Source organism: Variovorax sp. 01T432 (genome assembly GCF_056398605.1).
In genome coordinates, this window is record NZ_JBFTPS010000032.1 from 14258 (window position 1) to 40747 (window position 26490).

22 protein-coding genes are annotated in these 26490 nt (G+C 67.3%); 12 read left to right on the forward strand and 10 right to left on the reverse strand.

The window, feature by feature from the left end:
• Positions 1 to 71 precede the first annotated feature (71 nt).
• The 7 genes from AC1DNF_RS22395 to sorB all read left to right on the forward strand — a co-directional run bounded on the left by AC1DNF_RS22395 (position 72) and on the right by sorB (position 9109).
• Positions 72 to 1127, forward strand: coding sequence for an efflux RND transporter periplasmic adaptor subunit (locus AC1DNF_RS22395; protein WP_478150829.1), 1056 nt, complete (start codon positions 72 to 74; stop codon positions 1125 to 1127).
• Positions 1124 to 4426: an efflux RND transporter permease subunit gene (locus AC1DNF_RS22400; RefSeq protein WP_478150830.1), complete on the forward strand. Its 3303-nt coding sequence runs from the start codon at positions 1124 to 1126 to the stop codon at positions 4424 to 4426. The genes AC1DNF_RS22395 and AC1DNF_RS22400 overlap by 4 nt, the downstream gene beginning before the upstream one ends.
• Positions 4423 to 4632: a YgaP family membrane protein gene (locus AC1DNF_RS22405; RefSeq protein WP_478150831.1), complete on the forward strand. Its 210-nt coding sequence runs from the start codon at positions 4423 to 4425 to the stop codon at positions 4630 to 4632. Before AC1DNF_RS22400 ends, AC1DNF_RS22405 begins: the two co-directional genes overlap by 4 nt.
• Positions 4633 to 4634: 2 nt before the next feature.
• The gene (locus tag AC1DNF_RS22410) at positions 4635 to 6092 is read left to right on the forward strand and encodes a TolC family protein (RefSeq protein WP_478150832.1); all 1458 of its coding nucleotides are present in this window, start codon (positions 4635 to 4637) and stop codon (positions 6090 to 6092) included.
• A gap of 61 nt (positions 6093 to 6153) precedes the next feature.
• Positions 6154 to 7425 carry an NAD(P)/FAD-dependent oxidoreductase gene (locus tag AC1DNF_RS22415; protein ID WP_478150833.1) on the forward strand — a complete coding sequence of 424 codons (1272 nt, stop codon included), beginning with the start codon at positions 6154 to 6156 and terminating at the stop codon, positions 7423 to 7425.
• A gap of 104 nt (positions 7426 to 7529) precedes the next feature.
• Positions 7530 to 8762: a SorA family sulfite dehydrogenase catalytic subunit gene (gene sorA, locus AC1DNF_RS22420; protein ID WP_478150834.1), complete on the forward strand. Its 1233-nt coding sequence runs from the start codon at positions 7530 to 7532 to the stop codon at positions 8760 to 8762.
• A gap of 11 nt (positions 8763 to 8773) precedes the next feature.
• Complete coding sequence (gene sorB, locus AC1DNF_RS22425; protein ID WP_478150835.1) at positions 8774 to 9109, forward strand: SorB family sulfite dehydrogenase c-type cytochrome subunit; 336 nt, start codon at positions 8774 to 8776, stop codon at positions 9107 to 9109.
• Positions 9110 to 9123: 14 nt separating this feature from the next.
• On the opposite strand, the gene AC1DNF_RS22430 is transcribed toward sorB, so the two are convergent.
• The gene (locus tag AC1DNF_RS22430; RefSeq protein ID WP_478150836.1) at positions 9124 to 9510 is read right to left on the reverse strand and encodes a hypothetical protein; all 387 of its coding nucleotides are present in this window, start codon (positions 9508 to 9510) and stop codon (positions 9124 to 9126) included.
• Positions 9511 to 9718: 208 nt separating this feature from the next.
• On the opposite strand from AC1DNF_RS22430, the gene AC1DNF_RS22435 reads away from it, so the two are divergent.
• Together AC1DNF_RS22435 and petA are read left to right on the forward strand one after the other, a co-directional pair.
• Positions 9719 to 10165, forward strand: a complete 447-nt coding sequence (locus AC1DNF_RS22435; RefSeq protein ID WP_478150837.1) for a carboxypeptidase regulatory-like domain-containing protein — start codon at positions 9719 to 9721, stop codon at positions 10163 to 10165.
• Positions 10162 to 10758 (forward strand): ubiquinol-cytochrome c reductase iron-sulfur subunit, encoded by a 597-nt coding sequence (gene petA / locus AC1DNF_RS22440; RefSeq protein WP_478150838.1) that lies wholly within the window; start codon positions 10162 to 10164, stop codon positions 10756 to 10758. The genes AC1DNF_RS22435 and petA overlap by 4 nt, the downstream gene beginning before the upstream one ends.
• 70 nt (positions 10759 to 10828) lie before the next feature.
• Here petA and AC1DNF_RS22445 read toward each other — a convergent pair whose 3' ends face one another.
• Positions 10829 to 11092 carry a hypothetical protein gene (locus AC1DNF_RS22445; protein ID WP_478150839.1) on the reverse strand — a complete coding sequence of 88 codons (264 nt, stop codon included), beginning with the start codon at positions 11090 to 11092 and terminating at the stop codon, positions 10829 to 10831.
• Between the two features lie 125 nt (positions 11093 to 11217).
• On the opposite strand from AC1DNF_RS22445, the gene AC1DNF_RS22450 reads away from it, so the two are divergent.
• Positions 11218 to 11568 carry a hypothetical protein gene (locus AC1DNF_RS22450; protein ID WP_478150840.1) on the forward strand — a complete coding sequence of 117 codons (351 nt, stop codon included), beginning with the start codon at positions 11218 to 11220 and terminating at the stop codon, positions 11566 to 11568.
• 215 nt (positions 11569 to 11783) lie between these two features.
• On the forward strand, positions 11784 to 14927 hold the full coding sequence (locus tag AC1DNF_RS22455) for an FAD-dependent oxidoreductase (protein WP_478150841.1): 3144 nt from the start codon (positions 11784 to 11786) through the stop codon (positions 14925 to 14927).
• Here the strand turns inward: AC1DNF_RS22455 and AC1DNF_RS22460 are convergent.
• From AC1DNF_RS22460 to AC1DNF_RS22470, 3 genes are read right to left on the reverse strand one after another with little or no spacing between them, the layout of a single operon-like run.
• Positions 14837 to 15886 (reverse strand): amino acid ABC transporter permease, encoded by a 1050-nt coding sequence (locus AC1DNF_RS22460; protein ID WP_478150891.1) that lies wholly within the window; start codon positions 15884 to 15886, stop codon positions 14837 to 14839. The genes AC1DNF_RS22455 and AC1DNF_RS22460 overlap by 91 nt on opposite strands.
• Positions 15886 to 16890, reverse strand: coding sequence for an amino acid ABC transporter permease (locus tag AC1DNF_RS22465; RefSeq protein WP_478150842.1), 1005 nt, complete (start codon positions 16888 to 16890; stop codon positions 15886 to 15888). The genes AC1DNF_RS22460 and AC1DNF_RS22465 overlap by 1 nt, the downstream gene beginning before the upstream one ends.
• The gene (locus AC1DNF_RS22470) at positions 16887 to 17930 is read right to left on the reverse strand and encodes an amino acid ABC transporter substrate-binding protein (protein ID WP_478150843.1); all 1044 of its coding nucleotides are present in this window, start codon (positions 17928 to 17930) and stop codon (positions 16887 to 16889) included. The genes AC1DNF_RS22465 and AC1DNF_RS22470 overlap by 4 nt, the downstream gene beginning before the upstream one ends.
• Before the next feature lie 148 nt (positions 17931 to 18078).
• Here AC1DNF_RS22470 and AC1DNF_RS22475 point away from each other — a divergent pair, with 148 nt between their 5' ends.
• Positions 18079 to 18483, forward strand: coding sequence for a DoxX family protein (locus tag AC1DNF_RS22475; protein ID WP_478150844.1), 405 nt, complete (start codon positions 18079 to 18081; stop codon positions 18481 to 18483).
• A 15-nt stretch (positions 18484 to 18498) separates the two neighbouring features.
• Here the strand turns inward: AC1DNF_RS22475 and def are convergent, their stop codons facing one another.
• The 5 genes from def to smc form a co-directional block, all read right to left on the reverse strand.
• Entirely contained in the window at positions 18499 to 19038 is a 540-nt protein-coding gene (gene def / locus AC1DNF_RS22480; protein WP_478150845.1) for a peptide deformylase, read from the reverse strand.
• 46 nt (positions 19039 to 19084) lie between these two features.
• Positions 19085 to 19588: a hypothetical protein gene (locus tag AC1DNF_RS22485; RefSeq protein WP_478150846.1), complete on the reverse strand. Its 504-nt coding sequence runs from the start codon at positions 19586 to 19588 to the stop codon at positions 19085 to 19087.
• A 119-nt stretch (positions 19589 to 19707) separates the two neighbouring features.
• On the reverse strand, positions 19708 to 21795 hold the full coding sequence (gene ligA / locus AC1DNF_RS22490; RefSeq protein ID WP_478150847.1) for an NAD-dependent DNA ligase LigA: 2088 nt from the start codon (positions 21793 to 21795) through the stop codon (positions 19708 to 19710).
• Positions 21796 to 21818: 23 nt separating this feature from the next.
• The gene (locus tag AC1DNF_RS22495) at positions 21819 to 22931 is read right to left on the reverse strand and encodes a cell division protein ZipA C-terminal FtsZ-binding domain-containing protein (protein ID WP_478150848.1); all 1113 of its coding nucleotides are present in this window, start codon (positions 22929 to 22931) and stop codon (positions 21819 to 21821) included.
• Positions 22928 to 26443 carry a chromosome segregation protein SMC gene (smc, locus tag AC1DNF_RS22500; protein ID WP_478150849.1) on the reverse strand — a complete coding sequence of 1172 codons (3516 nt, stop codon included), beginning with the start codon at positions 26441 to 26443 and terminating at the stop codon, positions 22928 to 22930. Before smc ends, AC1DNF_RS22495 begins: the two co-directional genes overlap by 4 nt.
• Between the last annotated feature and the right edge of the window lie 47 nt (positions 26444 to 26490).

Below are 26490 nucleotides of genomic sequence, written 5' to 3' on the forward strand. Positions count from 1 at the left end.
ACTACAGGAAAAGCTGATGTTGTTCCAGTCCCGGATCTGCCGGGACGCGCACCGGCCCCCGAGACGTCCGCATGTCCAAGATTCGCTCATTCGCCCTCACCGCACTTGTCGCTGGATTCGCGCTAGCGGCCCCTGGCCGGGCGGCCGCCGAGGCGCTGAACGCGGTGACGGCGCAGCCCGCCGCCGCCGCCGCGTCGGGCTTCGACGGCGTGGTCGAGGCGGTGCGCCAGACCGTCATTGCCGCGCAGGTGTCCGGCGCGGTGATCCAGCTCGAGGCCAAGGTCGGCGACTCCGTCAAGGCGGGGCAGGTCCTGCTGCAGATCGATGCCAGGACAGCCGACCAGAACGCCGCCGCAAGCGATGCGCAGGTCCAGGCCGCACGCGCGTCGCTGGAAGTGGCGACCAAGGAGTACGAGCGGCAGAAGCAGCTCTTCCAGAAGAACTACATCAGCCAGGCGGCCCTGGAACGCGCCGAATCCGAATTCAAGGCCACCCGGGCGCAAGTCGCGGCCCAGGGGGCTCAAGCCGGGGCCGCACGCACCCAGAGCGGACTCCATGTCATCCGCGCGCCCTACGCCGGCGTGATCGCTGAAGTGCCGGTGTCCTTGGGCGACATGGCGATGCCGGGCCGGCCCCTCATCACGGTCTACGACCCGTCCGCGCTGCGGATCAGCGCGGCGGTGCCCCAGACCGTGGCGGCGCGAATGGTGGCCGGCGAGTTGCCCCGGGCCGAGTTGCCCGGTCTGGCCGCGCCGCGCCAATGGGTAACGCCCGTGCGCATGCAATTGCTGCCCACGATCGACGCCGCCACGCACACCGTGCAGTTGCGCGTCGACCTTCCTGCCGGCCTGGACGGTGTGGCACCCGGAATGTTCGCGCGGCTGTGGCTGCCGATGGCCGAGGGCGGCGCCACGCCGAGTCTGTCGGTGCCGCTGTCGGCCATCGTGCGGCGCGCCGAGCTGACCGGGCTCTATGTGCTCAACGCGGAAGGTCGCCCCTTGCTGCGCCAGGTGCGGCTCGGCCGCGTCGACGGCGACAAGGTCGAAGTTCTCTCCGGCCTCATGCCCGGCGAGCGTGTGGCGCTCGACCCGCAGGCAGCCGCGCGCTTTCGCCAAGTCACGCCATGACGTCGCGAGGCCATTCTTCCTCGCTGGGTGTGTCGGGCCGGATCGCTGCGTTCTTCCAGAGCGCGCAGATCACGCCGCTGCTCGCCCTGATGGCGCTCCTGCTGGGCGCCTTCGCGGTGCTGGTGACGCCGCGAGAGGAGGAACCGCAGATCAACGTCACCATGGCCAACGTGCTGATTCCCTTCCCGGGCGCCAGCGTGCGCGATGTGGAGCAGATGGTGGCCGGGCCGGCCGAGCAGGTGCTGGCACAGATTGCCGGTGTCGAGCATGTGATGTCCGTTTCGCGCCCGGGCCTGGCGGTGATCACGGTGCAGTTCAAGGTCGGGGTGCCGCGCACCGAGGCGCTGGTGCGCCTGTACGACACGGTCAACGCCAACGCGGACTGGCTGCCCAAGGGCCTGGGTGTTCTGGCCCCCATCGTCAAGCCCAAGGGCATCGACGACGTGCCCATCGTGGCGCTGACGCTCTTCAGCAAGAACCCCGCGATCGGCCCCTACGACCTGGAGCGCGTGGGGCACAGTATCGAGGCCGATCTGAAACGCGTGCCCGGCACCCGCGAGGTGAACACGATCGCCGGCCCCGGCCGCGCCATCCTGGTCGAACTCGACCCCGCGCGGCTGGCCGGCGCCGGCGTCACCGTGAGCGACCTCCGGGCGGCGCTGCAATCGGCCAACCTGGGGCTGCCGGTCGGAGAACTGATCTCGGGCAATCAGGCGGTGGCCATCGAATCCGGTCCGTTCCTTCGGCAGGCGAGCGAGGTCGGCGAACTCGTGGTCGCCGTGCACGGCGGCAAGCCGGTGTTCCTGCGCGACGTCGCCACGGTGCGCGACGGCGCTCTGCCGCCCAGCCGCTACGTCTGGTACGGCGAAGCCAGCAAGGACGGTGCCGGCCCGGTCGAATACCCGGCGGTCACGCTCTCGATTTCCAAGAAGCCGGGCGAGAACGCCATCGATGTCGCGAACGCGGTGATGCGACGCGTCGACGTGCTGCGCAATACCGTGATTCCGGGCGACGTGCAGGTTGCCGAGACGCGCAACTACGGCGCCACGGCCAACGACAAGGCGCAGAAGCTGATCCAGAAGCTGCTCTTCGCCACCGCTTCGGTGGTGGCGCTCGTGTTCTTCGCGCTGGGCCGGCGGGAAGCGGCAATCGTCGGCGCCGCGGTCGTCCTGACGCTGACGGTGACGCTCTTCGCCTCCTGGGCCTGGGGCTTCACGCTCAACCGGGTGTCGCTGTTCGCGCTGATCTTCTCGATCGGCATCCTGGTCGACGATGCGATCGTCGTGGTCGAGAACATCCACCGCCACCAGCAGCTGCACCCCGAACGCAGCCTGGCGCAGATCATTCCCGGCGCGGTCGACGAAGTCGGCGGGCCGACGATCCTGGCCACGCTGACCGTGATCGCCGCGCTCCTGCCCATGGCCTTCGTGTCGGGCCTGATGGGGCCCTACATGAGCCCGATCCCGATCAACGCGAGCATGGGCATGCTGCTGTCGCTCGCGATTGCCTTCGTGGTCACGCCGTGGCTGGCACGCCTGTGGATGAAGGCCGTCCCGGCCCACGCGGCCGAGGCCGACGGCCACAAGACCAGCCATGGATTGGCGGGCAGGCTCGCGCCCCTGTTCGAACGGGTGTTCCGGCCGCTGCTCGATGAGCGGCATGGCTCGCGCAACCGCGGCCTGCTCGGTCTCGGCATCGGCGTGCTGATCGCGATGTCCATCGCGCTGCCCGCCACGGGGCTGGTGTTGCTCAAGATGCTGCCCTTCGACAACAAGTCGGAGTTCCAGGTCATCGTCGACATGCCGGCCGGAACCCCGGTCGAACAGACCGCCGCGGTGCTGCAGGAGCTGGGTGCGTACCTCGCCACGGTGCCTGAGGTCACCGACTACCAGGCCTATGCCGGCACCGCCGCCCCGATCAACTTCAATGGCCTGGTCCGGCAGTACTACCTGCGCGCCGGCGGCGAGGTGGGCGACCTGCAGGTCAACCTCGTCGACAAGCATCAGCGCAAGGCGCAGAGCCACGCGATCGCGACCCGCGTGCGGCCTGCCCTGCAGAAGATCGGCCAGCGCTTCGGCGCCAACGTCAAGGTGGTGGAAGTGCCGCCGGGCCCGCCGGTGCTGTCGCCCATCGTGGCCGAGATCTACGGCCCGGAGACCGAAGGACGGCAGCAGGTCGCCAAGGCCGTGCGCGCGGTGTTCGAGAAGACCCAGGGGCTGGTCGACGTCGACGACAGCAGCATCGCCACGGCGCCCAAGACCCTCCTGCTCGTCGACCGCCAGAAGGCGGCGATGCTCGGCGTGCCGCAGCAGGCCATCGTGACCACCCTGCGCGCGGGCCTGGCCGGCGAGGCCACGGCCTACCTGCACGACCAGAGCAAGTACCCCGCCGCCGCCACCCTGCAGCTGCCGGCCGAACGCCAGGGCGACCTGAATGCGCTGCTGCAACTCACGGTGCGCAGCGCCGCGGGCAACCTGGTGCCCATCCGCGAACTGGTCAAGGTGACGGACACGGCGCGCGAACAACCGCTCTATCACAAGGACCTGCTGCCGGTGAACTATGTCGTGGCCGACATGGCGGGCAAGCTCGACAGCCCGCTGTATGGCGTGTTCGCCATGCGCGGCGAACTGACCCGGATCGCGACGCCGGGCGGGGGCACGCTCGTCGAGTACTTCATCCACCAGCCCGAGGACGCCTACCGCGACTACGCGCTCAAGTGGGACGGCGAGTGGCAGATCACCTACGAGACCTTCCGCGACATGGGCGCCGCCTATGCCGTCGGCCTGGTGTTGATCTACCTGCTGGTGGTGGCGCAGTTCGGCTCCTACCTGACACCGCTGATCATCATGGCGCCGATCCCGTTGACGATCATCGGCGTGATGCCCGGGCACGCGCTGCTGGGTGCCCAGTACACCGCCACCAGCATGATCGGGATGATCGCGCTGGCCGGGATCATCGTGCGCAATTCGATCCTGCTGGTGGACTTCATCAACCTCCAGGTGCGCGCGGGCATGCCGTTCAAGGACGCGATCGTGCACTCGGCCATCACCCGGGCGCAGCCGATCATGCTGACCGGCGTGTCGGCGATGCTCGGCGCCCTCTTCATTCTCGACGACCCGATCTTCAACGGACTGGCGATCTCGCTGATCTTCGGCATCTTCGTCTCCACCGTGCTGACGCTGGTGGTCATCCCGATCCTCTACTACGTCGCCTATCGCAAGCGCCTGGGCGCGATCACCGGCTCACCGGAGCCGGACCCGACCTCTTTCATCGTCCCACCTCAAGGAGCCTCCCTATGACTTCCTGGCAACTCGTGCGTCTCGTCGCCGGTACCTTCATCCTGCTGTCCCTGGCATTGGGGATCCCCGGCAGCCCCATCTTCGTCAGCTCCTGGTGGCTGGCCTTCACCGCCTTCGTCGGTGCGAACCTGCTGCAGAGCGCCCTGACGAAGTGGTGCCTGATGGAGACCATCATGCGCAAGCTGGGCGCGCGCCCGGGCTGCTGAAGATGAGCATGCGCGACCGGCCCGGCGGGCCATCGGCAGGGGGCCCCGGCGTGGCCGCTGCGCGATGGCACTCGACCCCGCGAGCCTGGCTCGTCATGGGGGCGCTGGCGCTGGGCTGCTTCGCGCAGACGGCCCGGGCGGCCGATCTGATCGAGGCCTTGCATGCCGCCGAGCAAAGCGACATGGACTACGCCGTGGCGCGCGCCGCGCATGCCGCCGCGCTGCCGCGTCGCGAGCAGGCCGCGGCACTGTGGCGGCCGAGCGTGAGCGTGAGCGCATCGGCCGGGGTCTCGACCCACGACACGCAAACCCGCGGCGCCCAGTTCATCGCGCCCGGGTTCGGCACATCGAACAACGTCGACTTCAACACCTCGGTCCACGACGGCACGGCGGGCCGCTGGGCGATCACGGCAAGCCAGCCTCTCTACAACCCCGAGCGGCGCGCCCAGCAGCAGTTGCTCGGCCTTTCGGTCGACCTGGCCGAACTCGAATGGCGCTCGGCCCGGCAGGCGCTGGTGCTGCGCACCACGCAGCGCTATCTCGACCTCGCCCTGGCGCAGGAGTCGTTGCGCGTATTGAAGCTGCAGCTCGATGCGGTGCAGAAATCCTCGATCGAAGCGCAAGACCGCTTCAAGCTGGGCTCGAATCCGGTCACCGACACCTACGAGGCAGGCGCGCGCCTGGCCGGCATCCGGGCGCAGGTGCTGGCGGCCGAGAGCGACGTGCAGCTCAAGCGCCATCTGCTCTCCGACAGTACCGGCATGCCGGCAGCGACCTTGTGGGCCCGCTTGCCGGCCGCCCGATCCGCCGTCGCCGCGCCGCGGCCATTGGACGCGTGGCTGGCCGAAGCGCAGTCCGGCAATCTGGAGATCCGGATACAAGAGCTCGCGGCCGAGGTCGCGAAGCAGGAAGCCTCGAAATTCAGCCTGAAGTCATCGGTCGCGGTGGATCTCATCGCCCAGGCCTCGCGCGAACGCCTCAGCGGCAGTGGCGACTTCGGGTCCGCCTCCAACAGGGCATCGGACCGCATGCTCGGCGTGCAGATCACGGTGCCCTTGTTCACCGGCGGCTATCGCGACGCCAGGCAGGAAGAAGCGCTGCGCCTGGCCGACCAGGCCGCCACGCAAGCCGACCGCCGCCGGCAGACGGCGGCCCAGGAGCTTCGTTCCGCCTGGCTCGGTCTGAGCGTCGGTGCCGAGCGGGTCAACGCCCTCGCGGACGGCCTGAAGGCGAGCGAGGCAAGGCGCGATGCAACGCACCTGGGACACGAGGTGGGCGAGCGCACGACACTGGACGTGCTTAACGCCGAGAACGACAGCGCCGCCGCCCGCCTGGCGCTGGTGCAGGCCCGCGCCGGGCTCCTGATGGACCGCCTGCGCATCGCAGCGCTCGTCGGCCGACTCGACGACGACACCTTGCGCGCGGTCAACGATGAACTCGAACCGGCGGACCGACAGTGAACTCGATCTCATGAACGCCTGACCACCACCATCGCCGCACAGCGGCAACGAGGAGACAACCATGGCCCATATCGTCATCGTCGGCGCCGGCACCGGCGGCATGCCTGCCGCCTACGAGTTGCGCGCCGCGCTCGACAAGTCCCACCGCATCACGGTGGTCAACGCGGTCGACTACTTCCAGTTCGTGCCCTCCAATCCCTGGCTCGCCGTCGGCTGGCGCCAGCGCGAGGCGATCACCTTCCCGATCCGCCCCCACCTGGAGCAGAAGGGCATCGATTTCGTCGCCCAGCGCGTCACGCGCATCGATGCGGCGGGCAACGCGATCGAGCTGCAGGACGGCAGCAGGCTCGCGTATGACTATCTCGTCATCACCACCGGCCCCAAGCTCGCCTTCGACGAGGTGCCCGGCGCCGGCCCGGACGGCCACACCCAGTCGATCTGCCTGGTCGATCACGCGGAGAAGACCTGGGCGCAGTACCAGCAATTCCTCGAGGACCCCGGCCCGGCGGTCATCGGTGCGATGCCGGGCGCGTCCTGCTTCGGGCCCGCCTACGAGTTCTCGTTCATCTTCAACACCGACCTCAAGCGCCGCAAGCTGCGCAACAAGGTGCCGATCACCTACGTGACCAGCGAGCCCTATATCGGCCACCTGGGGCTGGGCGGCGTCGGCGACTCGAAGTCGATGCTCGAGAGCGAGTTCCGCAACAACGACATCAAGTGGATCACCAATGCCAAGGTGACGCGTGTCGAGGCCGGCAAGATGTTCGTGACCGAGATGGACGAGCACGGCCAGCCGAAGAAGGAGCACGAGCTGCCCTTCAAGTTCAGCATGATGCTGCCGGCGTTCAAGGGCGTCGATGCGGTCGCATCGGTCGAAGGCCTGTGCAACCCGCGCGGCTTCGTGATGATCGACGAATACCAGCGCAGCAAGAAGTACCGCAACATCTTCTCGGCCGGCGTCTGCGTGGCGATCCCGCCGGTCGAGGTGACGCCCGTGCCCACCGGCGCGCCGAAGACCGGCTACATGATCGAGACCATGATCACGGCCATCGTGCACAACATCGCCGCCGAACTCGCCGGCCGGCCGGCCGACGCCAAGGGCACCTGGAATGCGATCTGCCTCGCCGACATGGGCGACACCGGCGCCGCCTTCGTGGCGCTGCCGCAGATTCCGCCGCGCAACGTCAACTGGTTCAAGAAGGGCAAGTGGGTCCATCTGGCCAAGGTGGCCTTCGAGAAGTACTTCATGTACAAGATGAAGAACGGCACGTCCGAGCCCATCTACGAGAAGTACGTCCTCAAGGCCCTCGGGATCGAGCGGCTGGAGCGCTGACGGGGTCGAACGAGGGTTTGTTCTAGGGTTCGCGCTGGAATTCGGCGCCACGATGCTTTCGGCATTCCGACCGGGCATCCGACCCCAGCGCAGGAGAAGACATCATGACTTCCCCCACGAACCCACTCAGGCGCAGACTCGTCGCGGGGAGCGTCGGCGCCCTGGCGACATCGGGGCTGGGCTCCCTGAGCCGGGCCGCGTTCGCCCAGGCCGCGGGCACCGTCGAGCTGCCCTTCGTCAACGGCAAGCGCAACCTGCAGGCCTACCCCGAGAAGCGGCCGCTGATCGTGCTGACCTCGCGCCCGCCGCAGCTCGAGACGCCGTTCGAAGTCTTCAACGACGGCCTGATCACGCCGAACGATGCCTTCTTCGTCAGGTACCACAACGCCGGCATCCCGACCTCCATCGACGGCGACAAGCATGTCATCAAGATCGCAGGGAATGCGGCGGGCAAGCCCTTCGAGCTGACGATGGCCGAGCTGCGCACCCAGTTCAGGCCGATCGAATACCTCGCGGTCAACCAGTGCTCCGGCAACGGCCGCGGCCTGTTCAACCCGCGCGTGACCGGTGGACAGCTGGCCAATGGCGCGATGGGCAACGCCCGCTGGGTCGGCGTGGCGTTGAAGGACGTACTGGCTCGCGCCGAGCCCAAGAACAGCGCCCGCGAGGTCAGCTTCAATGGCCTGGACGTGGCGCTCCTGGGTGGCGGCGACTTCGTGAAGTCCATCGATGTCAACCACGCGATGGACGGCGAGGTGATGCTCGCCTACCAGATGAACGGCGCGGACATCCCCATGCTCAACGGCTACCCGGTGAAGCTCGTCGTGCCCGGCTGCTACGGGACCTACTGGGTCAAGCACCTCTCGGAGATCGAGGTGATCGACCACAGCTTCGAGGGTTTCTGGATGAAGCCGGCCTATCGCGTGCCCGACAACGACTGCGCCTGCGTCGAGCCCGGCGCGACCCCGGCGGCGACGCGGCCCATCGGCCGCTTCAACGTGCGCTCGTTCATCACCTCGCTGGCGGACGGCGCACGCGTGGGCGCCGGCCAGCAGACGATCGTGCGCGGCATCGCATTCGACGGTGGGCAGGGCATCCGCGAGGTCGCGTACTCGACCGACGGCGGCCAGAGCTGGCGCGGCGCGAAGCTCGGAGCCGACATGGGCCGCTATTCGTTTCGCGAGTTCACTTTCGGCTTCGCGCCTGAAAAGGGCTCGTACGACCTGCGCGTGCGCGCGTGGAACCGTTCCGGCCAGAGCCAGCCCATGGAGGCTCTCTGGCAGCCGGCAGGCTACATGCGCAACGTCGTCGAGTCCGTCAAGGTCGTCGCAATCTGAGGGCCACGAACATGACATGCAAGGCCTTCATCACCGCCCTGATTTCGGTGCTGGCGATCTGCCTGGGTGCGACGCAGGCGGCCGGCGCGAAGTCGATCACCTTGCCCCCGGACGGCGTGCAGCTCAAGGCCAGTCCGCTGCCGGGATATGCCAAGGCACAGGCGCTTTGCGTGGCCTGCCATTCGGCCGAGTACATGCTCTACCAGCCGCCGAGCGCCCCCCGGCCCTATTGGGACGCCATGGTCAGGCGCATGAAGATGGTGTTCAATGCGCCGCTCGATGACGCGGACATCCCGCTCATCGTCGACTATCTGGCGAAGACCTACGGCAACGAGCAGCCCAGGTAGAGACCTGGGGCCCGTCACCGGATCGCGAATGCCAGCACCACCGCGACCATTGCCAGCATGCCCAGGCCGGCGATGAACACCATCTCCGCGTGCGCTTCGTAGCGCTTCGCGGGGCCCTGCGTGCGCATCGAGACGAAAGACAGCAGCGCGCTGACCAGGAAGATCAGGGAATCCACGGCCAGGAGCTTGTCGACCACCAGGCGCAACTCGCCGCCGGGGTTGAGATGGCCGATCGACAACACGGTCATGCAGACGCCGATCATCGTGGCCGAGGTGGGAAGGATGTGGGCGGACAGCCCTCGGCCCAGGCCCTTGTCCGCGCCCGCCTCGACGAGGGTCGCGGGTGTCGGCTCGGTCTCGCCGCGGCTCGCCTCGCCGCTCACCGCGCGCCAACCATGCAAGCGGCCACCCGCGCGACAGCGATTCGACTGCAGTCCATCCGGCATGTGTCCATGATCATTCCCTTGCGGGCGCCAAGGGCTGACCCGGCGTCAGTGTCCACGCGCAGGCTTAGGCAGTCCTTAAGCCGCGGGAGGGGGCACGGCTTAAGGTCCGTCTAAGTCTTCACTTCGAAACTTTCTGCTCCGTTGTTCCAGAAGGAGATTCATCATGATTTCCCTCGTCCACAAGGTCGCTGTGACAGGAGCGCTCGGCGCCATGCTGATGGCCGCCGGCGCGGCGCAAGCCGCACTGCCACCGACCCATACGAGCGGCTCCGTCGAGTACATGACTGGCGGTATCGGCAAGGACGAATCCAGCGCGATCCAGAGAGCCAGCAGGGACTGGCCGCTGACGCTCGAGTTCGCTGCCAGGGACAGACAAGCCTCCGACTTCCTGGCGGACGTCCGGATCCAGGTCCGCGACGGCAAGGGCAAGACAGTCCTCGAGGCCACCGCGGACGGTCCCTTCCTGCTGGCCAAGCTGCCACCCGGCCCGTACAACGTGGATGCCACGTTCGCCGACAAGACCTTGCACAGGAAGGTCGTGATCGGCCCGCATCAACCCGCGTCGGCCTTGTTCGTGTGGCAGGCCGACACCAGCAAGAACGGAGCGTGACCGCGGCGCGTGCGATCCGGGCCGAGGCGAGGCAACGAGCCCGTCGGCGCCGGTATCTCCTGGCAGCGACGAGGTGGACGGGATGCGTCGGGCTGCTGGCCGCGGCCTACCCCTTCGTCGCCAGCCTCGAACCTTCCGCGCGGGATCGCGCGCGCGGTGGACCCGTGACCGGCGACCTCTCCAGGCTGCAGCCCGGTGAATTGCGCACCATCGAGTGGCGCGGCAAGCCCGTCTGGCTCATGCGCCGCAGCGACGAGATGGTGCGCGCGCTGCGGGCCGTGGATCCCGCACTCGCCGATCCGCTGTCGAAGAGATCCACCCAGCCGGCCTCCTGCCTGAACGCGACGCGCTCGCGGCGGCCGGAATTCTTCGTGGCCATCGGCGTGTGCACGCATCTCGGCTGCACGCCCGGCCTGCGCTTCGACGACGCCGCCCTGAACGCCGAGCTTCATGCGCCGGGTGGATTCCTCTGCCCCTGCCACGGCTCCCGCTTCGATCTCGCCGGTCGCGTCGTGAAGAACGTTCCGGCGCCGATCAACCTGGAGATCCCGGACTATCGGTTCACATCGCCGACGACGGTCCGCATTGGCTAGGTTGAAGGCGAGCCCATCGCGCATCGGGAGCTCGCGGCATGGCGTGCGGGAAGCTTCCCGGCTTCAGGCCTCAGTCATGCATGGCGCGGTGCTTCGCGTATTCCGACGCTTCCTGGTCGGGGACCTGTGTGATGTGCAGGTACTCCGCCAGACCGACAATCGCGGCGAGGCATGCGCACAGCAGCCGCGGTGCTCCGACGGATTCGATGACGACGCCCAGGAGCCATGCGAAGAGCAAGGTCGCCGCGACGCTGAGGGTCGCGCTGACGACCAGCATGCCCAGAACCTTCGCGCCGATGGCGGCGATCTTCCGCGAAAGCCTCAGGAGCCTCATCGACAGTGGCTTCAAGGAGGTGCCGGTACCGGTCATCGCATGCTCGAAACCCTGGGTGGGTGCCTCATCAAGTCGGTCTGCGGCAACGATAGAATGCCCAGCCGCCATACCTGCGGCCGCATGAGATGCCCCCTGCGACTGCAAGCCTTCGCATCATTCACTCCGACCTGATCCTGCCAGAAATGTTCGCTCGCCTGATCGCTCTCTTCGCCTGTATCGTGTTGCTGCCCCACTGCGCTGTCGCGAGCGCGGAAGACAGCACGGCAATGGCAGACAAATATCTTGACGTCCAACTTTGCATGGAACGCACCATCGGCAAGAAGTGGCAGCAAAGATATGGCGTTGAACTGGCGCGAAATCGCTGGGGCGCCGTGGAGCCCACCGGAGACTCCATGGACACCGCGCCACAGATCGTTCGGCTCACGGACCTGCGCTGCCGCCGCGAGCGCGACCTCGAAGGCCAACCCCGGCCTTGATCGGCGCGGCGTGGAGCAGACCCTCGGCGATCGAGTCGGGTGAGCGCGCTCGGCCTGAACGTTCGCGCCATCGAACGCCATAGGGCGCGTATGGCTGGTGGCCGTTCACGCGCCCTGTCCCCCACGAATTTCCTGGGCTCTTGCCACTACCAATATTGGTAGTACCGCGATGTCACGTCAGCGCTCAAACTGCCGCCGACTCCAAAGGACATCCGATGCCATATTGCCCCCCGCCCTTCTCTTACGGTACCCCGCCCCCCCATCAAAGGCTCAGCGCGCTCGCCACCGGCACGGCAAGATGCCCGGACACGCTGGATCACGATCACCCGACCTGGGCCAACTGGGCGCTGAGCTCACCGCGGCACTGCCTCGTCACGGACCGCACACAGCTGGCCGGCAAGAACGTCCTGGTGATCGGCGGCGGCTTCTCCGGCCTTGCCACGGCCTGGGAACTGATTCGTTGCGGGATCAATGTCACTGTGCTCGACGGCAGCCAGCGCTGCGATGAAGTGAGCACCACAGGCTCCTTCGGCCGAGCCTATACGCGCCACCTGCAGGACCCCTCGAACACCGAGCGCCAGTTCACCTGCGAGATGGGCGCGGCGGGCTTCCCGGTCGGATCGAAGCTGTTCTGGTACTACTTGAAGCATCTCTACCAGATGCTCAAGCCGGAATTCCTGCCCCTCGGCGATCGCGACCCGAACATCGGGCCGTGTCCCGTCGCCGGCATCGTGCCCACCGCCATCCTGTGTGACGGCAGGCTCGAGACCTTCAATGGGCAACCGCCTCCCGGATTCTCCGATTTCCTGCGAGATCGACTGGGACAGTTCTTCAGGGATCTCGCCGTCACCGATGGTCGCGGCTTGAAGACCAGCTTCGAGGACGTCCAACGGATTCTCAAGCAGACGGACAACGTGACACCCCAAGATCTCGATCGGGTCGCCTTCTTCTGGTCGACGATGATCGATCGCTATGACAACCAGTCCCTGGAAGAAGTACTGCGCGCGCCGACGGAGCAAGGCGGCCTCTGCCTGAGCCCGGACCAGGTGCGCATCTTCGCCGCGGTCGGTTACGGCACAGGCGGATTCGCCGCCATGCTGCCTCTTGGCTTCCTGACCACCTTGCGTCTCAATCTCTGGGCTCCGGGCGCACTGATGACACCGCCGCCGGGCCTGACCGTCTCGGGCGTCGCCGGGCTGCTGCGCCTGGCGTGCGACAAGGCCAATGTCATCGGTCATGAATCCGAACAGTGGGGAACGTTGGACTTCCGGGAGAACACCACGGCCACCAGTGTGCTCTGGGATCGATCCAGCCGCCTCTACGAAGTCGAGGCGATGGATGTCGACGGAGCGGTCACCGTCCTCTTCAGCCCCCACGTGGTGGTCGCCACGAGCCCGCGTGCTTTCCAGACGCGGCTCAATCTCGATCGACCGACGCCGGCCACAAGCGACGGCGTCCATCAGGGCGTATTCGAAACAAGCCCGGACATGGTGCCCCGCCTGTCGGCCGAACTGCAGGATATCGTGCAGGCGATGGGTGAAGCTCAAGAGTGCCCGGCTTCGCTGTTCTACTCGGTGATTCGCAAGCCGTGGTACGTCGCGCCTGGCCAAACGACTCCCTTGGATCCCGACTGGCCCACGGTCCGCTCAGAGCCCGTCAAGGTGCTTGTCTCCGATACGCTGGCCCGGACCACCGTGATCCTGGACCCGTTTCCCGACAGTCCCTTCGCGCTCGCCAAGATCAGCGAGGCGTGGGGCACGGATGCCAGCAAGCTGCATGCGGCGAAGCTCTACATCAGGAATCAGATTCCCTACGCCTCGCCGTCCAGGCCCGGCATCGCGGAGAACGAGTTCTACGCCAAGTCCTTCGATGGCTATGCCAGCCCCTCGAATCGCTCAACGCCGTTTCGACTCGCCGCGCGGCTGCGCGAAAACACGGACTCGTCGCTGATGAGCGCACTGGCGTGGGAACTGGTACCGCTGGCGCACTCGGGTGCGACATTGCAAGGCCCGGGGGATCATCAGAAGCTGACGCGACTGGCGTTTCAGCACCAGATGTGCATGGACACCTCCTATGCCGCGTACCGTCATGGTCCCGATCAGACCTCCGCAAGCTCAGGTTTCTACCTTGCCGGCGAAGGCTGTTCATTCCTGGGCGGATGGGTGGAAGGTGCGCTGACGGCCGGCATGAACGCCGCATTGGCGGTCATCTTCGGCATGAACAGGGCCGGCGACCTGCCACCGAATGTCAGGGCTGGCTATGCCACGCCATCACGCTATCGGAGAAGGGGCGCGACGCTCAGACCTGTTCAGGTGTGTTCCTACCACCAGCCCAAGCCAGACATGCCACCGAGTCTGAACTATGCGTCGATACTGCCGGAAAAGGCGACGCCGCTGCGCCCTGCGATGCCGATCCCCGGCGAAACCAACACCAATGCAAGTCCGTATGCCCTGCTGAACTGGAGAAATTCAACTTTCATATTCTTCTCGCGAGCCGACCGCTCCCTGAGGGCCCTGCGCATACAAAGCGAATTCAGCGTAGTGGAAAAACACACGATTGAAGCAGCCGGAGGGTACGGGCCGCCCAGTGCTGTCGTCTATGACGACAGAGTCTATGTCTTCTATCAGGCCAATGACTCCAATGACGTGAACTATCGTTATCTCGATACGTCGACAACACCATGGAGTTGGCAACCCGGAAACTATGTCGGTTCCTGGATACCTGAGACCAATTTCAAGCCGCTGGCTGTTGCCACTCCATTTGGACTTTACCTTTTCTCCATCAGTCCGGACTTCATCACCATCTCTGCTTTCAGGTTCATCAATAACCAGTGGTTGCCTTTAGGCGATCAAGAAGTGATTGGCGCGGAGCACCCCGCCGCCGTCGAAAACAATGGTGCCATTCTTATCTTCTTCCTGACACCAGAGACGCCACGACGCATTGGCTATCAAGTCTTTGATGCGGCAACGGGGGTCTTTGATGAGCTCGGCGCAGATTGGCCGCACTTGGTTGGTTCAGACGGAGCCTTTCTTCGAGCTGGCGCTGGTTTCCTGTGCGCAAACAATGTGGATGGGGACATCGCGGTGTACTACCCCTCCGAAAGCGGCGGCACGGTGGCGGCTACTTTCAGGTGGTCCGGCGAATCTCGCACTTTGTCGTGGTGTGCGAGCCCCGTCGCGGTGGAGGCTGTTCGCGCGGATGCCTCAGGGGCGCTGGCCGTCCTGACCGGCGACATTGTCGAGCCGGACCCCAACACCCAGAACAGTCGTCACCCTGCCCCCAGCCTCCGCTCCAGCCAGACGCTGTATCGCGACAGCCCGAAGCACAGCACCCAGTACACCCCCGCGATGAACAAATAGCCCTCGAGGTAGAAGGGCCGCCAGGTCGGGTCGCCGCCCAGGGCCAGCCCGAGCGCGCCGGTCAGCTCGAACAAGCCGACCACTGTCACGAGCGAGGTGTCCTTCAAGGTGCCGACGACGCTGTTGGTCAGCGCGGGCACCACCAGGCGCAGTGCCTGGGGCAGCACGATGTCGCGCTGCACCGGCCAGCGACCGAAGCCCAGCGCCATCGCCACCTCGGTCTGCCCGCGCGGCACGGCTTGCAGCCCGCCACGGATGATCTCCGCCAGGTAGGCCGCGACGAACAGCGACAACCCGGCGAGCACGCGCACCAGCACGTCGGGTTGCCAACCCGCCGGCCACAGCAGCGGCAGCAGAAACGATGCCATGAACAACACGGAGATGAGCGGCACGCCGCGCACCAGTTCGATGTAGGTGGCGCTGAGCGTGCGCACCACCGGCCACCGCGCGCGGCGCCCCAGCGCGAGCAACAGGGCCAGCGGAAACGCAAGCGCCAGCCCGACCACCGCAAGCCCGATGGTGAGCGGCACGCCACCCCAGCGGCTGGTGGGGACATAGGCCAGCCCGAGAAGGCCCCCGCGCATGAGCACGGCGAACAGCATCAGCACCACGCCCCACAGCGGCAGCAGCCACCATCGCCAGCTGCGTGGCCAGGCGCTGAGCATGGTGGCCAGCGACAGCACAGTGACCGCGATGGCGGGGCGCCACTGGTCCTCGTAGGGATAGCGGCCGAACAGAATGGGCCGCCACTTCTCGGCAATCACGCCCCAGCACGCGCCATGCCTGACCGCGCGGCAGGCTTCGGCATCGGGGCGAAACACCGCATGCAGCACCGCCCAGTCGAAGGCATGAAACCCCGCCCACGCGATGACCAGTGTCACCGCCAGCGTGAACAGCGCGCGCAGCGGCGAGCCCCACAGCTCCTTGCGCCAGTCGACCGGCGAGCGGGGGCCGCCGATCACCGCCAGCCCCTGAGAGCGACGCGCGCGTTGTAGCGGTTCATCGCGCCGGAGATGAGCAGCGAGAGCGCGAGGTAGACGGCCATGATCACCGCGATGCACTCGAAGGCGCGGCCGGTCGAATTCAGCGAGGTGTTGGCGATGGAAACCAGCTCGGGGTAGCCCACGGCCACGGCGAGCGATGAGTTCTTGGTGAGGCTCAGCAACTGGTTGGTGAGCGCCGGCACGATGACCCGCAGGGCCTGCGGCATGACGACGATACGCAGTTGCTGCGCCGGCGACAGCCCGAGCGCCTGCGCCGCCAGCTTCTGGCCCTGCGACACCGAGGCGATGCCGGCACGCACGATCTCGGCCACGAATGCGGCGGTGTAGAGCGCCAGCGCCAGCACCACCGAGAGGTATTCCGGGCTCAAGGCGGCGCCGCCGCTCACGTTGAAGCCCCCGCGCTCGGGCCAGTCGAGGTGCGTCGGCCAGAAGGCCCCCTCGTCGCGCACCGGCCAGGGCATCGAGAGGCCGTCCTTGCTGAGCCACACGCCCGGCACGATCTGCATCGCCTCGGTGGAATCGGGCAGCAACTGCGTGAGGGCGAAGTAGAGCATCAGCAGTTGCACCAGCAGCGGCACGTTGCGCACCGTCTCCACATAGGCCGTGCAGATACCCCGCACCAGCACATGCGGCGCGAGCCGGCCGATGCCGATCAGCGTGCCCAGCACGACCGCCAGCACGGCCGCGGGAATCGCGGCGCGAACGGTGTTGATCAGGCCCGCAAGAAAGGCGCGCCAGAAGGGCTGGCCCGCATCGAAATCGAGCCACCCCTCGCCGATGCCGAAGCCGGCCGGCTGCAGCAGGAAGTCGAAACCGGAACGCACCCCCCGGGCGCGCAGCACATCGAGCGCGTGCAGCACGAGCCATGCGCCGCCGGCCAGCAGCGCCGCGATCAGCAGCGCCTGCACGGCCCAGCCCAGCCAGATGCCGCGGCTCCCGCCCCGGCCGGGTGGACTCATCGCACCGGCGGTGCGTAGATCAGGCCGCCCTTGCTCCAGAGGTTGTTGGCGCCGCGCGGCAACTTGAGCACGGACTTCGGCCCGACGTTGCGCTCGAAGATCTCACCGTAGTTGCCCACCGCCTTGACGGCGCGATAGGCCCAGTCCTTGTCGAGGCCCAGGAGCTTGCCCAGGTCCTCGCCGCTGCCGAGGATGCGCTGCACGGACGGGTCCTTGCTGTCGGCCTTGAGCGCGTCGACATTGGCCTGCGTGATGCCGTATTCCTCGGCCTCGATGAGCGCGTTCGGCACCCACTTGGCGATGGCGAACCACTCGTCGTCGCCGCGCCGCACCAGTGGTGCGAGCGGCTCCTTGGAGATGAGTTCGGGCAGGATGACGTAGTCGTCGGCGTTCGGCGCTTCCTTGTTGCGCAGGCCGGCCAGCGCCGATGCATCCGTGGTGAAGGCCTGGCAGCGGCCGGCGAAGAAGGCCTTGAAGGACGCTTCGAAACTCTCGAAGACGACCGTCTTGATGGGAATGTTCTGTGCCTTGAACCAGTCCGAGACGTTCTTCTCGTTGGTAGTGCCCGACTGCGTGCAGATGGTGGCATTCTTGAGCTGCTTGGCGCTGGTCACCTTGATCTTCTTCGGCACCAGGAATCCCTGGCCGTCGTAGTACGTGATGGTGGTGAAGTTGAAGCCGAGCGAAACGTCGCGCGTGAGCGTCCAGGTGGTATTGCGCGCGAGGATGTCGACCTCGCCCGCCTGCAGCGCCGAGAAGCGCTGCTGCGAATTGAGCGGCACGAAGTCCACCTTCTTCCCGTCGCCGAGGACGGCCGCGGCGATCGCGCGGCACGTGTCGACGTCCAGGCCCGACCAGTTGCCTTGCGTGTCGGGCGCGGAGAAGCCGGCCACGCCGTTCGTCACCCCGCACTTGACTGTGCCGCGCTGCTTGACGGCGTCGAGCGTCTTGCCCGCGTAGGCCGGGGCGGCGCTCAGTGCCAGGGTCGCCGCAAGAGCCGGGACAAGGGTGGCGAGGGCCGCGCGGAAAGGTGTGCTCATTTGGAATCCTCAAAGAACAAAACAGCCGGCAGTTTACGGTTGTGGCCGAAGCTCTGCCGAAGACGCATGCACCGCCAGCAGATTCCGCGGGATCTCTCGCGGATCGACCACAATCGCGCGTGTTTCTTCATCAAAGGGCCCTTCCAACATGATCCGTTCCGACGACACAGGCAAACTCGTTCTGCGCCTGGCGCTTGGCGTCCTCATCCTGCTTCATGGCATTTCCAAAGTCAGCTCCGGCATCGGCTTCATCACGAACATGCTGGCCGCGCACGACTTGCCCAGAATCCTGGGCTACCTGGTCTATGTCGGTGAGATCGTGGCGCCGGTCTTGATCATCATCGGGCTCTATACGCGGCCGGCGGCATGGATTGTCGTCATCGACATGCTGGTCGCGATCTGGCTGGTGCACATGAGGGACCTGGGCGCGATGGGCAGGAGCGGCGGCTGGGCGCTGGAACTGCAAGGGATGTACCTGTTCGGTGCCCTGGCGGTGGCCTTGCTCGGCGCCGGCCGCTTCAGCGTGGGAGGAACGGGCGGCCGGTCCAACTGAGCCACCTGGAAGGCCTCACTCGTCTTCGGCGGCATCGAGGCCCGGGAAGAGGACCTCGGTATAGCCGAAGCGCGAGAAATCGCGCACACGCATCGGATAGAGCTTGCCGAGCAGATGATCCACCTCGTGCTGCACCACCCGCGCATGGAAGCCGCTCACGGTGCGGTCGATGGGATCGCCGTAGGGGTCGAAGCCGGTGTAGCGGATGTTGGCGAAGCGCGGCACCACACCACGCAGGCCCGGCACCGACAGACAGCCTTCCCAACCCTCTTCCTCCTCGTCCCCGATCGGCGTGATGACGGGGTTGAGGAGTACCGTGCGCGGCACGATCGGAGCGTCCGGGTAGCGCGGGTTGACGCCGTCGGTGCCGAAGATGACGAGCTGCTGGTCGACGCCGATCTGCGGCGCCGCAAGACCGGCACCGTTGACCGCGTGCATGGTTTCGAACATGTCGCGCACCAGCAGGTGCAGTTCATCGGTGTCGAAAGCGGTGACGGGCTGCGCGATGCGCAGCAGCCGGGGGTCACCCATCTTGAGGATTTCGCGAATGGCCATGAAGCCATTATCGCGATGAGCGCCAATCGGCGGCGCCGCGGGCGCGTCAGCGGGGCCGCATGATGGCCGGCGGTGGCTCGCCACCGCCACCGCCACCGCCGCCCTGCTGCCCTGGACCTTGGCCGGGGTCCGGGCGCGGGGCGCGCGGAGGCGGGATCGCGCGCGTACCGCGGGGTTGCATGATCGCCTCGGGCGCGATGCCGCCTCCCGGTGGCTCCGCGCCGCGCGCGACCGGAGGGACGCCGGTGCCGGGGCGCCTCGCCCGATCGCCGGGCCGCGGACCCTCGTAGCCACGCCGGCCGTCGTAGTCGGGTCGGCCGTAGTAGCCCGGGCGGTTGTAGTAGCGAGGCCCGTAATAGCCGCCGCCGTAGCCACCCTCGATGTACACCGAAGGAGGCGCTGCGTAGACAGGCCCCGGATTCACGTAGTAAGGATCGGAATACACCGCGCCACCGTCATAGGCCGGGCCCACGGGGTAAGCAACGCAGCCGCCGAGGACGGCAATACCGCCGAGTGCGGCGCACATTCCGAGCAAGCGGATTCTGTTCATGATGATGAGACTCCTGGGCAGTATGTGTAGTTCAACGCCCGGTTGTAGGCCCTGTTGACCGGGCGCGTGTGAAGCCCCGGTAACGCTGGGTAAAGACAGACCCGGCCGGCCTCGGAAAGTCAGATGCCCTTGTCCAGGATCGACAGCATCTCGGCTTCGTCGATCACCGCCACGCCCAGATCTCGCGCCTTCTCGAGCTTGCTGCCCGCTTCTTCGCCAGCCACCAGGAAGTCGGTCTTCTTGCTCACCGAGCCAGCCACCTTCGCACCGGCTGCTTCCAGTTTGTCCTTTGCTTCATCACGGCTGAGCGTAGGAAGAGTACCGGTGATCACGAAGGTCTTGCCCGCCAAGGGCCTGGGCGCGCGGGCGGCGGGCTCGCCCTCATCCCAGTGCACGCCGCAGGCGCGCAACTGCTCGACGACCTCGCGGTTGTGGGGCTGGTCGAAGAAGGTGCGCAGGCTCTTCGCGACCACGGGGCCGACGTCGTTGACCTCCAGGAGCTGTTCCTCGGTCGCCTCCATGATGGCGTCGAGCTTGCCGAAGTGCTTGGCCAGGTCCTTGGCGGTGCTCTCGCCGACGTGCCGGATGCCGAGCCCGAAAAGGAAGCGCGGCAGGGTCGTCTTCTTCGATGCCTCCAGGGCGTCGACGATGTTCTTCGCCGACTTGTCGGCCATGCGGTCCAGCCCCGCCAGCGTCGCGAAGCCCAGCCTGTAGAGATCGGGCAACGTGCGGATCAGGTGGGTGTCGACCAGCTGCTCGACCAGCTTGTCGCCCAGGCCCTCGATGTCGAGCGCGCGGCGCGCCGCGAAATGCAGGATCGCCTCCTTGCGTTGCGCGCCGCAGAAGAGGCCGCCCGTGCAGCGGTAGTCGACCTCGCCTTCCTCGCGCAGCGCGTCGGATCCGCAGACCGGGCACTTGCGCGGCATGGTGAAGACCGGGCCGCGCTGGTCCTCCGGCCTGGCGGCGCTTTCGGGCAGCACGCCGACCACCTCGGGGATGACGTCGCCCGCACGCCGCACGATCACGGTGTCACCCACGCGCACGTCCTTGCGGCGGGCTTCGTCCTCGTTGTGGAGCGTCGCGTTCGTCACCGTGACGCCGCCCACGAACACCGGCGCGAGCTTGGCGACGGGTGTGAGCTTGCCTGTGCGGCCGACCTGCACCTCGATGCCCAGCACCTCGGTCAGTTGCTCCTGCGCCGGGTACTTGTGCGCCACGGCCCATCGAGGCTCGCGCGAAACGAAGCCGAGCTGGCGCTGGAGATCGAGCCTGTCGACCTTGTAGACCACGCCATCGATGTCGTAGGGCAAGGCGTCGCGCTGGCGGCCGATGGTTTCGTGGAAGGCGATCAGCTCGATCGCGCCACGGGCGCGTGTCGTCTGCATGGCGACAGGAAAACCCCAGGCATCGAACTGGCGCAGCCAGTCGTACTGCGTCGGCCAGTCGGGCCCGCCCTGCTCCGGCGGCGTGACCTCACCCAGGCCATAGGCGAAGAAGCTCAGCGGACGGGACGCCGCGATGGCGGGGTCGAGCTGGCGAACCGCGCCCGCGGCGGCGTTGCGCGGATTGACGAACACCTTCTCGTTCTTCTGGCCGGCCGCGATCTTCTCGCGCTGCCGTGCGTTGAGGGCCTCGAAATCGTCGCGCCGCATGTAAACCTCGCCGCGCACCTCCACGACCGGCGGCAGCGCCGATCCCTCGCCGCGCAGCCGCAAGGGAATCTGCTGCACCGTGCGGATGTTCTGCGTGATCTCTTCGCCGACCTCGCCGTCCCCACGGGTCGCGGCCTGCACCAGCACGCCATGCTCATAGCGCAGGTTGACCGCCAGGCCGTCGAACTTGAGTTCGCAGACGTATTCGACCTGCGGCGCATCCTCGGCCAGCCCGAGTTCCTTGCGCACGCGCGCATCGAAGGCGCTGGCGCCCGCCGGGCTGATGTCGGTCTCGGTGCGGATCGACAGCATCGGCACCTTGTGGCGCACCTTGGTGAAGCCTTCGAGCACCTTGCCGCCCACGCGCAGGGTGGGCGAATCGGGCGTGCGCAGATCCGGATACTCGGCTTCGATCGCCTGCAGCCGCTGGAACAGCCTGTCGTATTCCGCGTCCGGCAGCTCCGGGGCGTCCAGCACGTAGTAGAGATGGGCGTGGCGGCGCAGTTGCTCGCTCAGTGCGGCGGCTTCGCGAGCGGCGTCTTCACGCGTCGTCATGCGGGTCTCCCGGAAAGACAGGGTTAGCTGAAGAGACGTCGTGCCAGCGGCGAGCCGGCGGAGAGGTCGCGTGAATCGAGCGTGTCGTAGAGCTGTTCGAGGTCGGCACCGATGATGTCCATGGTGTCCTCGCGCAGCAACTGGCCGTCGCCGTCGGTGACGACGCCGTCCATCTCGCGCGCCAGGGTGGCGGCGGCTTCGCGCATGCGCTCGAAGGGCCGCTCGGCCCGATCGACCTGCGGAACGTCGAGGCTCAGCGTGAGTTCGCGGATGGCCGATTGCGCCGGGTCGTCGGCCAGCGCGGCCTGGGTGTCGAAGGACAGTCCCAGGATCGGCGGCAGCCCCGCCTCGCTCGCGGGCAGCACCATGCGCCCCGGAATCATGCCGGCCACGAAACCCAGCCGCGCGGCGTTCTGCTGCACGTAGCCCGGACTCCAGGCGGCATGCCGCGCGCGCAGGACGAAGCCGAGCTGCGCGTCATGCGCGCTCGCGAACTGGTCGAGTTCGCGCGCGCGCGCCACTTCGTCGAGCATTTCCGGAAACTCGGGCGCGCCGTTGAGCGCATCGGCGAAGGCCTGCGCCTTGACGACGAACTCGGAGTATTCGATCTCGTTGAGCGCGCCGGTCCGGTTGGCCAGTTGCACGCCGACCTGGAAAGCGCCATAGCGCTGGCCCGGCAAGGCCGGCTCCCACGCGCCCGTGTGGGCATTGAGGCCCTCGATGGCAACCGGCTTGCTCCCGGCGCGCCGCGTCGCGGGCATGGCCGCGATGGCCGCGTCGCCCGAGGCCACGCCGTCGAGCGAGATGGGCGCGATCACGTCGATCAGGGGGTCGAGCCCTCCGCGCCGGTCGGCCGTGGAGGTCGGCTGCGCGGTCGGTGGCGGCAGGTCGGGGTCGAACAGCGGCTCGTGCCGCTCGTTGCCAGGCGAGGGATGAGGGTCGATGTGCAGCACCGGCTCTTCCTGGCCCTCGCGCCGCGCCTGCGCCTGCTGCGCTTCGGGGGCCGAGGGCGATGCGCCGTCCGGGGCATCGGGCTGTCGCGGCGCATTGCGGCGCGACATCCATGTGTTGTAGCCGACCACGGCCGCGAGAACGAGGCCGCCGAGGATGGCCAGTGCGACGCTCAGGCTGCTCATGCGGCCTCGACCATCGATACGGCGGCTTCCATGTCGACCGCCACGATGCGCGAGACGCCCTGCTCCTGCATGGTCACTCCGATGAGTTGTTCGGCCATTTCCATCGCGATCTTGTTGTGGCTGATGAAGAGGAACTGGGTTTCGCGGCTCATGGCGGTCACGAGTTTGGCATAGCGCTCGGTGTTGGCGTCGTCCAGCGGCGCATCCACCTCGTCGAGCAGGCAGAAAGGCGCGGGGTTGAGCTGGAAGATGGCGAACACGAGCGCGATGGCCGTCAGCGCCTTCTCGCCGCCCGAGAGCAGGTGGATGGTCTGGTTCTTCTTACCGGGCGGCTGCGCCATCACCTGCACGCCCGAGTCGAGGATCTCGTCGCCGGTCATCATGAGCCTGGCATTGCCCCCGCCGAAGAGCTCGGGGAACATGCGGCTGAAGTGCTCGTTGACGATCTTGAAGGTGCCGCCCAGGAGCTCGCGTGTCTCGGCGTCGATCTTGCGGATCGCGTCTTCCAGCGTGCCGATGGCCTCGTTGAGGTCGGCGGACTGCGAATCGAGGAAGGTCTTGCGTTCGCTGGCGACGGCGAGTTCGTCGAGCGCGGCGAGGTTGACCGCGCCCAGCGAGGCCACCTCGCGATTCAGGCGGTCGATCTCGCTCTGCAGGCCGGTGAGGCGGACCTTGTCGGTCTCGATGGACAGCGCGACGGCTTCGAGGTCCGCCTCGGCATCGGTCAGCAGTTGCTGGTATTGCTCGAAGCCGAGCCGCGCGGCCTGCTCCTTGAGCTGGAATTCGGTGATGCGCTGGCGCAGGGGGTCGAGTTCTCGTTCGAGCTGGAGCCGGCGCTCGTCGCTTGCGCGCAGCTTCAGCGTGAGGTCGTCGTACTGGCTGCGCGCGGCGCCGAGCGCGCTTTCGCGTTCGAGCTTGAGCGCGAGCGCATCCTGCAGCCCGGCCTGCGCCGCCGCATCGGACAGGCGGCCGAGTTCGGCCCTGGCCCGCTCTTCTTCCTCCGCCAGCGTCACGGTCTGCTGCGTGGCCGTTTCGATCGCGCGATTGAGTTCGCCGCGGCGCGCCTCGAGCGTGCGCTGGGCGAAGGTCGCTTCCTGGGCCTGGCGCTCCAGGCTGCGGTGCTGCTCGCGGCTCGCGCTCAGCGCCCTGCCTGCTTCGATGACGCGCTCGTCGAGCTGCGCATGGCGCTCCTGGCTGTCGGCCAGCTGCATGTCGAGTTCCTCGAAGCGGGACTCGGCGGCGATGCGCCTTTCCTGCAACTCGTCGAGCTGCGCAAGCACTTCGCCCAGGTCCGATGAAAGCTGCTCGCTGCGCGCGCGGGTCTGCTCGGCGAGCTGCGACAGCCGCAGGGTCTCGACCTGGAGTTCGTGCGCGCGCGACTGGGTTTCGGCGGCTTCGCGGCGGGCCGTGACCAGGCGCTGCGCGGCGTCGCCATAGGCGGCTTCGGCGCGCGCGAGCGCGGTGCGCGACTCTTCGCTGATGAGCGTCTGGGCGCGCAGCTGGCGCTCCAGGTTTTCCATTTCCTGCTGGCGCGCCAGCAGCCCGGCCTGCTCGGAATCCTGCGCATAGAAACTGACGCTGTGCGGCGTGACGGCATGGCCGCTCTTGACGTAGATGGCCTCGCCCGGCTGGAGCTTGTCGCGCTGCGCCAGCGCCTCCTCCAGTGTCGGCGCGGTCAGGCAGCCGTGCAACCATTCGCCGAGCAGGGCCTGCTGGCCGGCATCGCCCAGGCGCAGGAGGTCCGACAGGCGGGGCAGCGCGCTGGGGCCCTGCGGAGCGCCGGCGGCCGGAGGACTGTAGAAAGCCAGCTTGGCCGGTGGCGCATCGCCGCCGAAGGCGCGGACCATGTCGAGCCGGCTGACTTCGAGTGCGCCGAGGCGCTCGCGCAGCGCGGCTTCGAGCGCGTTTTCCCAGCCCTGTTCGATATGGATGCGGCTCCACAGGCCTTGCAGGCCATCGAGGCCATGCTTGGCAAGCCAGGGCGCGAGCTTGCCATCGGTCTTGACCTTTTCCTGCAGCGCCTTAAGTGCGTCTAGGCGCGCGGACAGGTCCGCCTGGCGCGCGCCTTCGGTGTTGACGGCCTGCTGGCGCGTGCGGCGGTCGTCGTCGAGTCGGGGGACGGCTTCCTGCAGGTCATGCAGCCGCGCCTCGGCTTCGGCGGAGGCTTCCTGCGCCGCGGCCAGCTGCTCCTGCAGATCGCGCAGGCGGGATTCGTCCGGCGCGGCGAGCGCGTTCTGGTCGGCGCGCAGGCGCTCGGCACGCTGCGTGAGCTGGCGGCTCTGCTCCTCGATGTTGCGCTGGTCGGCCGCGAGCACCTGGATCTGCTGCTGAACCTGCGAGACCGTGGTGCGCTGGGCATTGGCCTCGTTCTGGGCGCGTTGCTGCTCTTCCTCGAGGCCGGGCATGCGGGCGTCGTGCTCTTCGAGTTGCGCTGCCAGCAGCTCGGCCTGTTCCTCGGCGTTGAGGCCCTGGCCGGCCAGGGTTTCGATCTCGGCCTCGGCGTCCTCTCGGCGTGTGCTCCACTGCCCGATCTGTTCGCGCAGTTGCACCAGCCGCTGTTCCACGCGCTGGCGGCCCTCGACCACGAAGCGGATCTCACCTTCGAGCCGGCCGACCTCGGCACTGGCTTCATACAGCTTGCCCTGCGCCTGGTTCACCTGGTCGCCCGCGGAATAGTGCGCCTGGCGCACCGTTTCGAGTTCGGACTCGATGCGGCGCAGATCGGCGGTGCGCGATTCGAGGTCGTTGATGGCCTTCTCGGCGTCGGCCTTGATCTTGCCCTGGTCGGCCTCGCTCTCGGTGCGCTTGAGGAACCAGAGCTGATGCTGCTTGCGCGTGGCGGCGCCCTGCAGCGTGTTGTAGCGCGCGGCGACTTCGGCCTGCTTCTCGAGCTTCTCGAGGTTGCTGTTGAGTTCGCGCAGGATGTCTTCGACGCGGGTGAGGTTCTCGCGCGTGTCGCCCAGGCGGTTCTCTGTTTCGCGCCGGCGTTCCTTGTACTTCGAGACCCCGGCGGCTTCTTCGAGGAAGAGGCGCAGTTCCTCGGGCTTGGACTCGATGATCCGGCTGATCGTGCCCTGCCCGATGATGGCGTAGGCGCGCGGGCCGAGGCCGGTGCCGAGGAACACGTCCTGCACATCGCGCCGGCGCACCGGCTGGTTGTTGATGTAGTAGCTGGAGTTGCCGTCGCGCGTCAGCACGCGCCGGACCGCGATTTCGGCGAATTGGGCCCACTGGCCGCCGGCCCGGTGGTCGGCGTTGTCGAACACCAGCTCCACGCTGGAACGGCTCGCCTGCTTGCGCGTGGTCGTGCCGTTGAAGATGACGTCCTGCATGGACTCGCCGCGCAGCTCGGAAGCGCGCGATTCGCCGAGCACCCAGCGCACGGCATCCATGATGTTCGACTTGCCGCAGCCATTGGGACCGACCACGCCCACGAGCTGGCCGGGCAACAGGAAGTTGGTGGGTTCGGCGAAGGACTTGAAGCCCGAAAGCTTGATGGAGTTGAGACGCACGACTGGTCGGCTTTATGCCAAGGTGTTGATTTGTAAGGGAAATTCAC

Excerpts from the sequence above, each read along its gene's own strand:
- sorB (WP_478150835.1), top strand. The coding sequence starts at position 8,774 with ATGACATGCAAGGCCTTCATCACCGCCCTGATTTCGGTGCTGGCGATC.
- def (WP_478150845.1), bottom strand. The coding sequence starts at position 19,038 with ATGGCCATTCGCGAAATCCTCAAGATGGGTGACCCCCGGCTGCTGCGC.
- AC1DNF_RS22395 (WP_478150829.1), top strand. The coding sequence starts at position 72 with ATGTCCAAGATTCGCTCATTCGCCCTCACCGCACTTGTCGCTGGATTC.
- AC1DNF_RS22455 (WP_478150841.1), top strand. The coding sequence starts at position 11,784 with ATGCCATATTGCCCCCCGCCCTTCTCTTACGGTACCCCGCCCCCCCAT.
- AC1DNF_RS22445 (WP_478150839.1), bottom strand. The coding sequence starts at position 11,092 with ATGAGGCTCCTGAGGCTTTCGCGGAAGATCGCCGCCATCGGCGCGAAG.
- AC1DNF_RS22450 (WP_478150840.1), top strand. The coding sequence starts at position 11,218 with ATGCCCCCTGCGACTGCAAGCCTTCGCATCATTCACTCCGACCTGATC.
- AC1DNF_RS22485 (WP_478150846.1), bottom strand. The coding sequence starts at position 19,588 with ATGAACAGAATCCGCTTGCTCGGAATGTGCGCCGCACTCGGCGGTATT.
- AC1DNF_RS22475 (WP_478150844.1), top strand. The coding sequence starts at position 18,079 with ATGATCCGTTCCGACGACACAGGCAAACTCGTTCTGCGCCTGGCGCTT.
- sorA (WP_478150834.1), top strand. The coding sequence starts at position 7,530 with ATGACTTCCCCCACGAACCCACTCAGGCGCAGACTCGTCGCGGGGAGC.
- AC1DNF_RS22415 (WP_478150833.1), top strand. The coding sequence starts at position 6,154 with ATGGCCCATATCGTCATCGTCGGCGCCGGCACCGGCGGCATGCCTGCC.
- AC1DNF_RS22405 (WP_478150831.1), top strand. The coding sequence starts at position 4,423 with ATGACTTCCTGGCAACTCGTGCGTCTCGTCGCCGGTACCTTCATCCTG.
- AC1DNF_RS22495 (WP_478150848.1), bottom strand. The coding sequence starts at position 22,931 with ATGAGCAGCCTGAGCGTCGCACTGGCCATCCTCGGCGGCCTCGTTCTC.
- AC1DNF_RS22435 (WP_478150837.1), top strand. The coding sequence starts at position 9,719 with ATGATTTCCCTCGTCCACAAGGTCGCTGTGACAGGAGCGCTCGGCGCC.
- AC1DNF_RS22400 (WP_478150830.1), top strand. The coding sequence starts at position 1,124 with ATGACGTCGCGAGGCCATTCTTCCTCGCTGGGTGTGTCGGGCCGGATC.
- AC1DNF_RS22465 (WP_478150842.1), bottom strand. The coding sequence starts at position 16,890 with ATGAGTCCACCCGGCCGGGGCGGGAGCCGCGGCATCTGGCTGGGCTGG.
- ligA (WP_478150847.1), bottom strand. The coding sequence starts at position 21,795 with ATGACGACGCGTGAAGACGCCGCTCGCGAAGCCGCCGCACTGAGCGAG.
- AC1DNF_RS22470 (WP_478150843.1), bottom strand. The coding sequence starts at position 17,930 with ATGAGCACACCTTTCCGCGCGGCCCTCGCCACCCTTGTCCCGGCTCTT.
- AC1DNF_RS22410 (WP_478150832.1), top strand. The coding sequence starts at position 4,635 with ATGAGCATGCGCGACCGGCCCGGCGGGCCATCGGCAGGGGGCCCCGGC.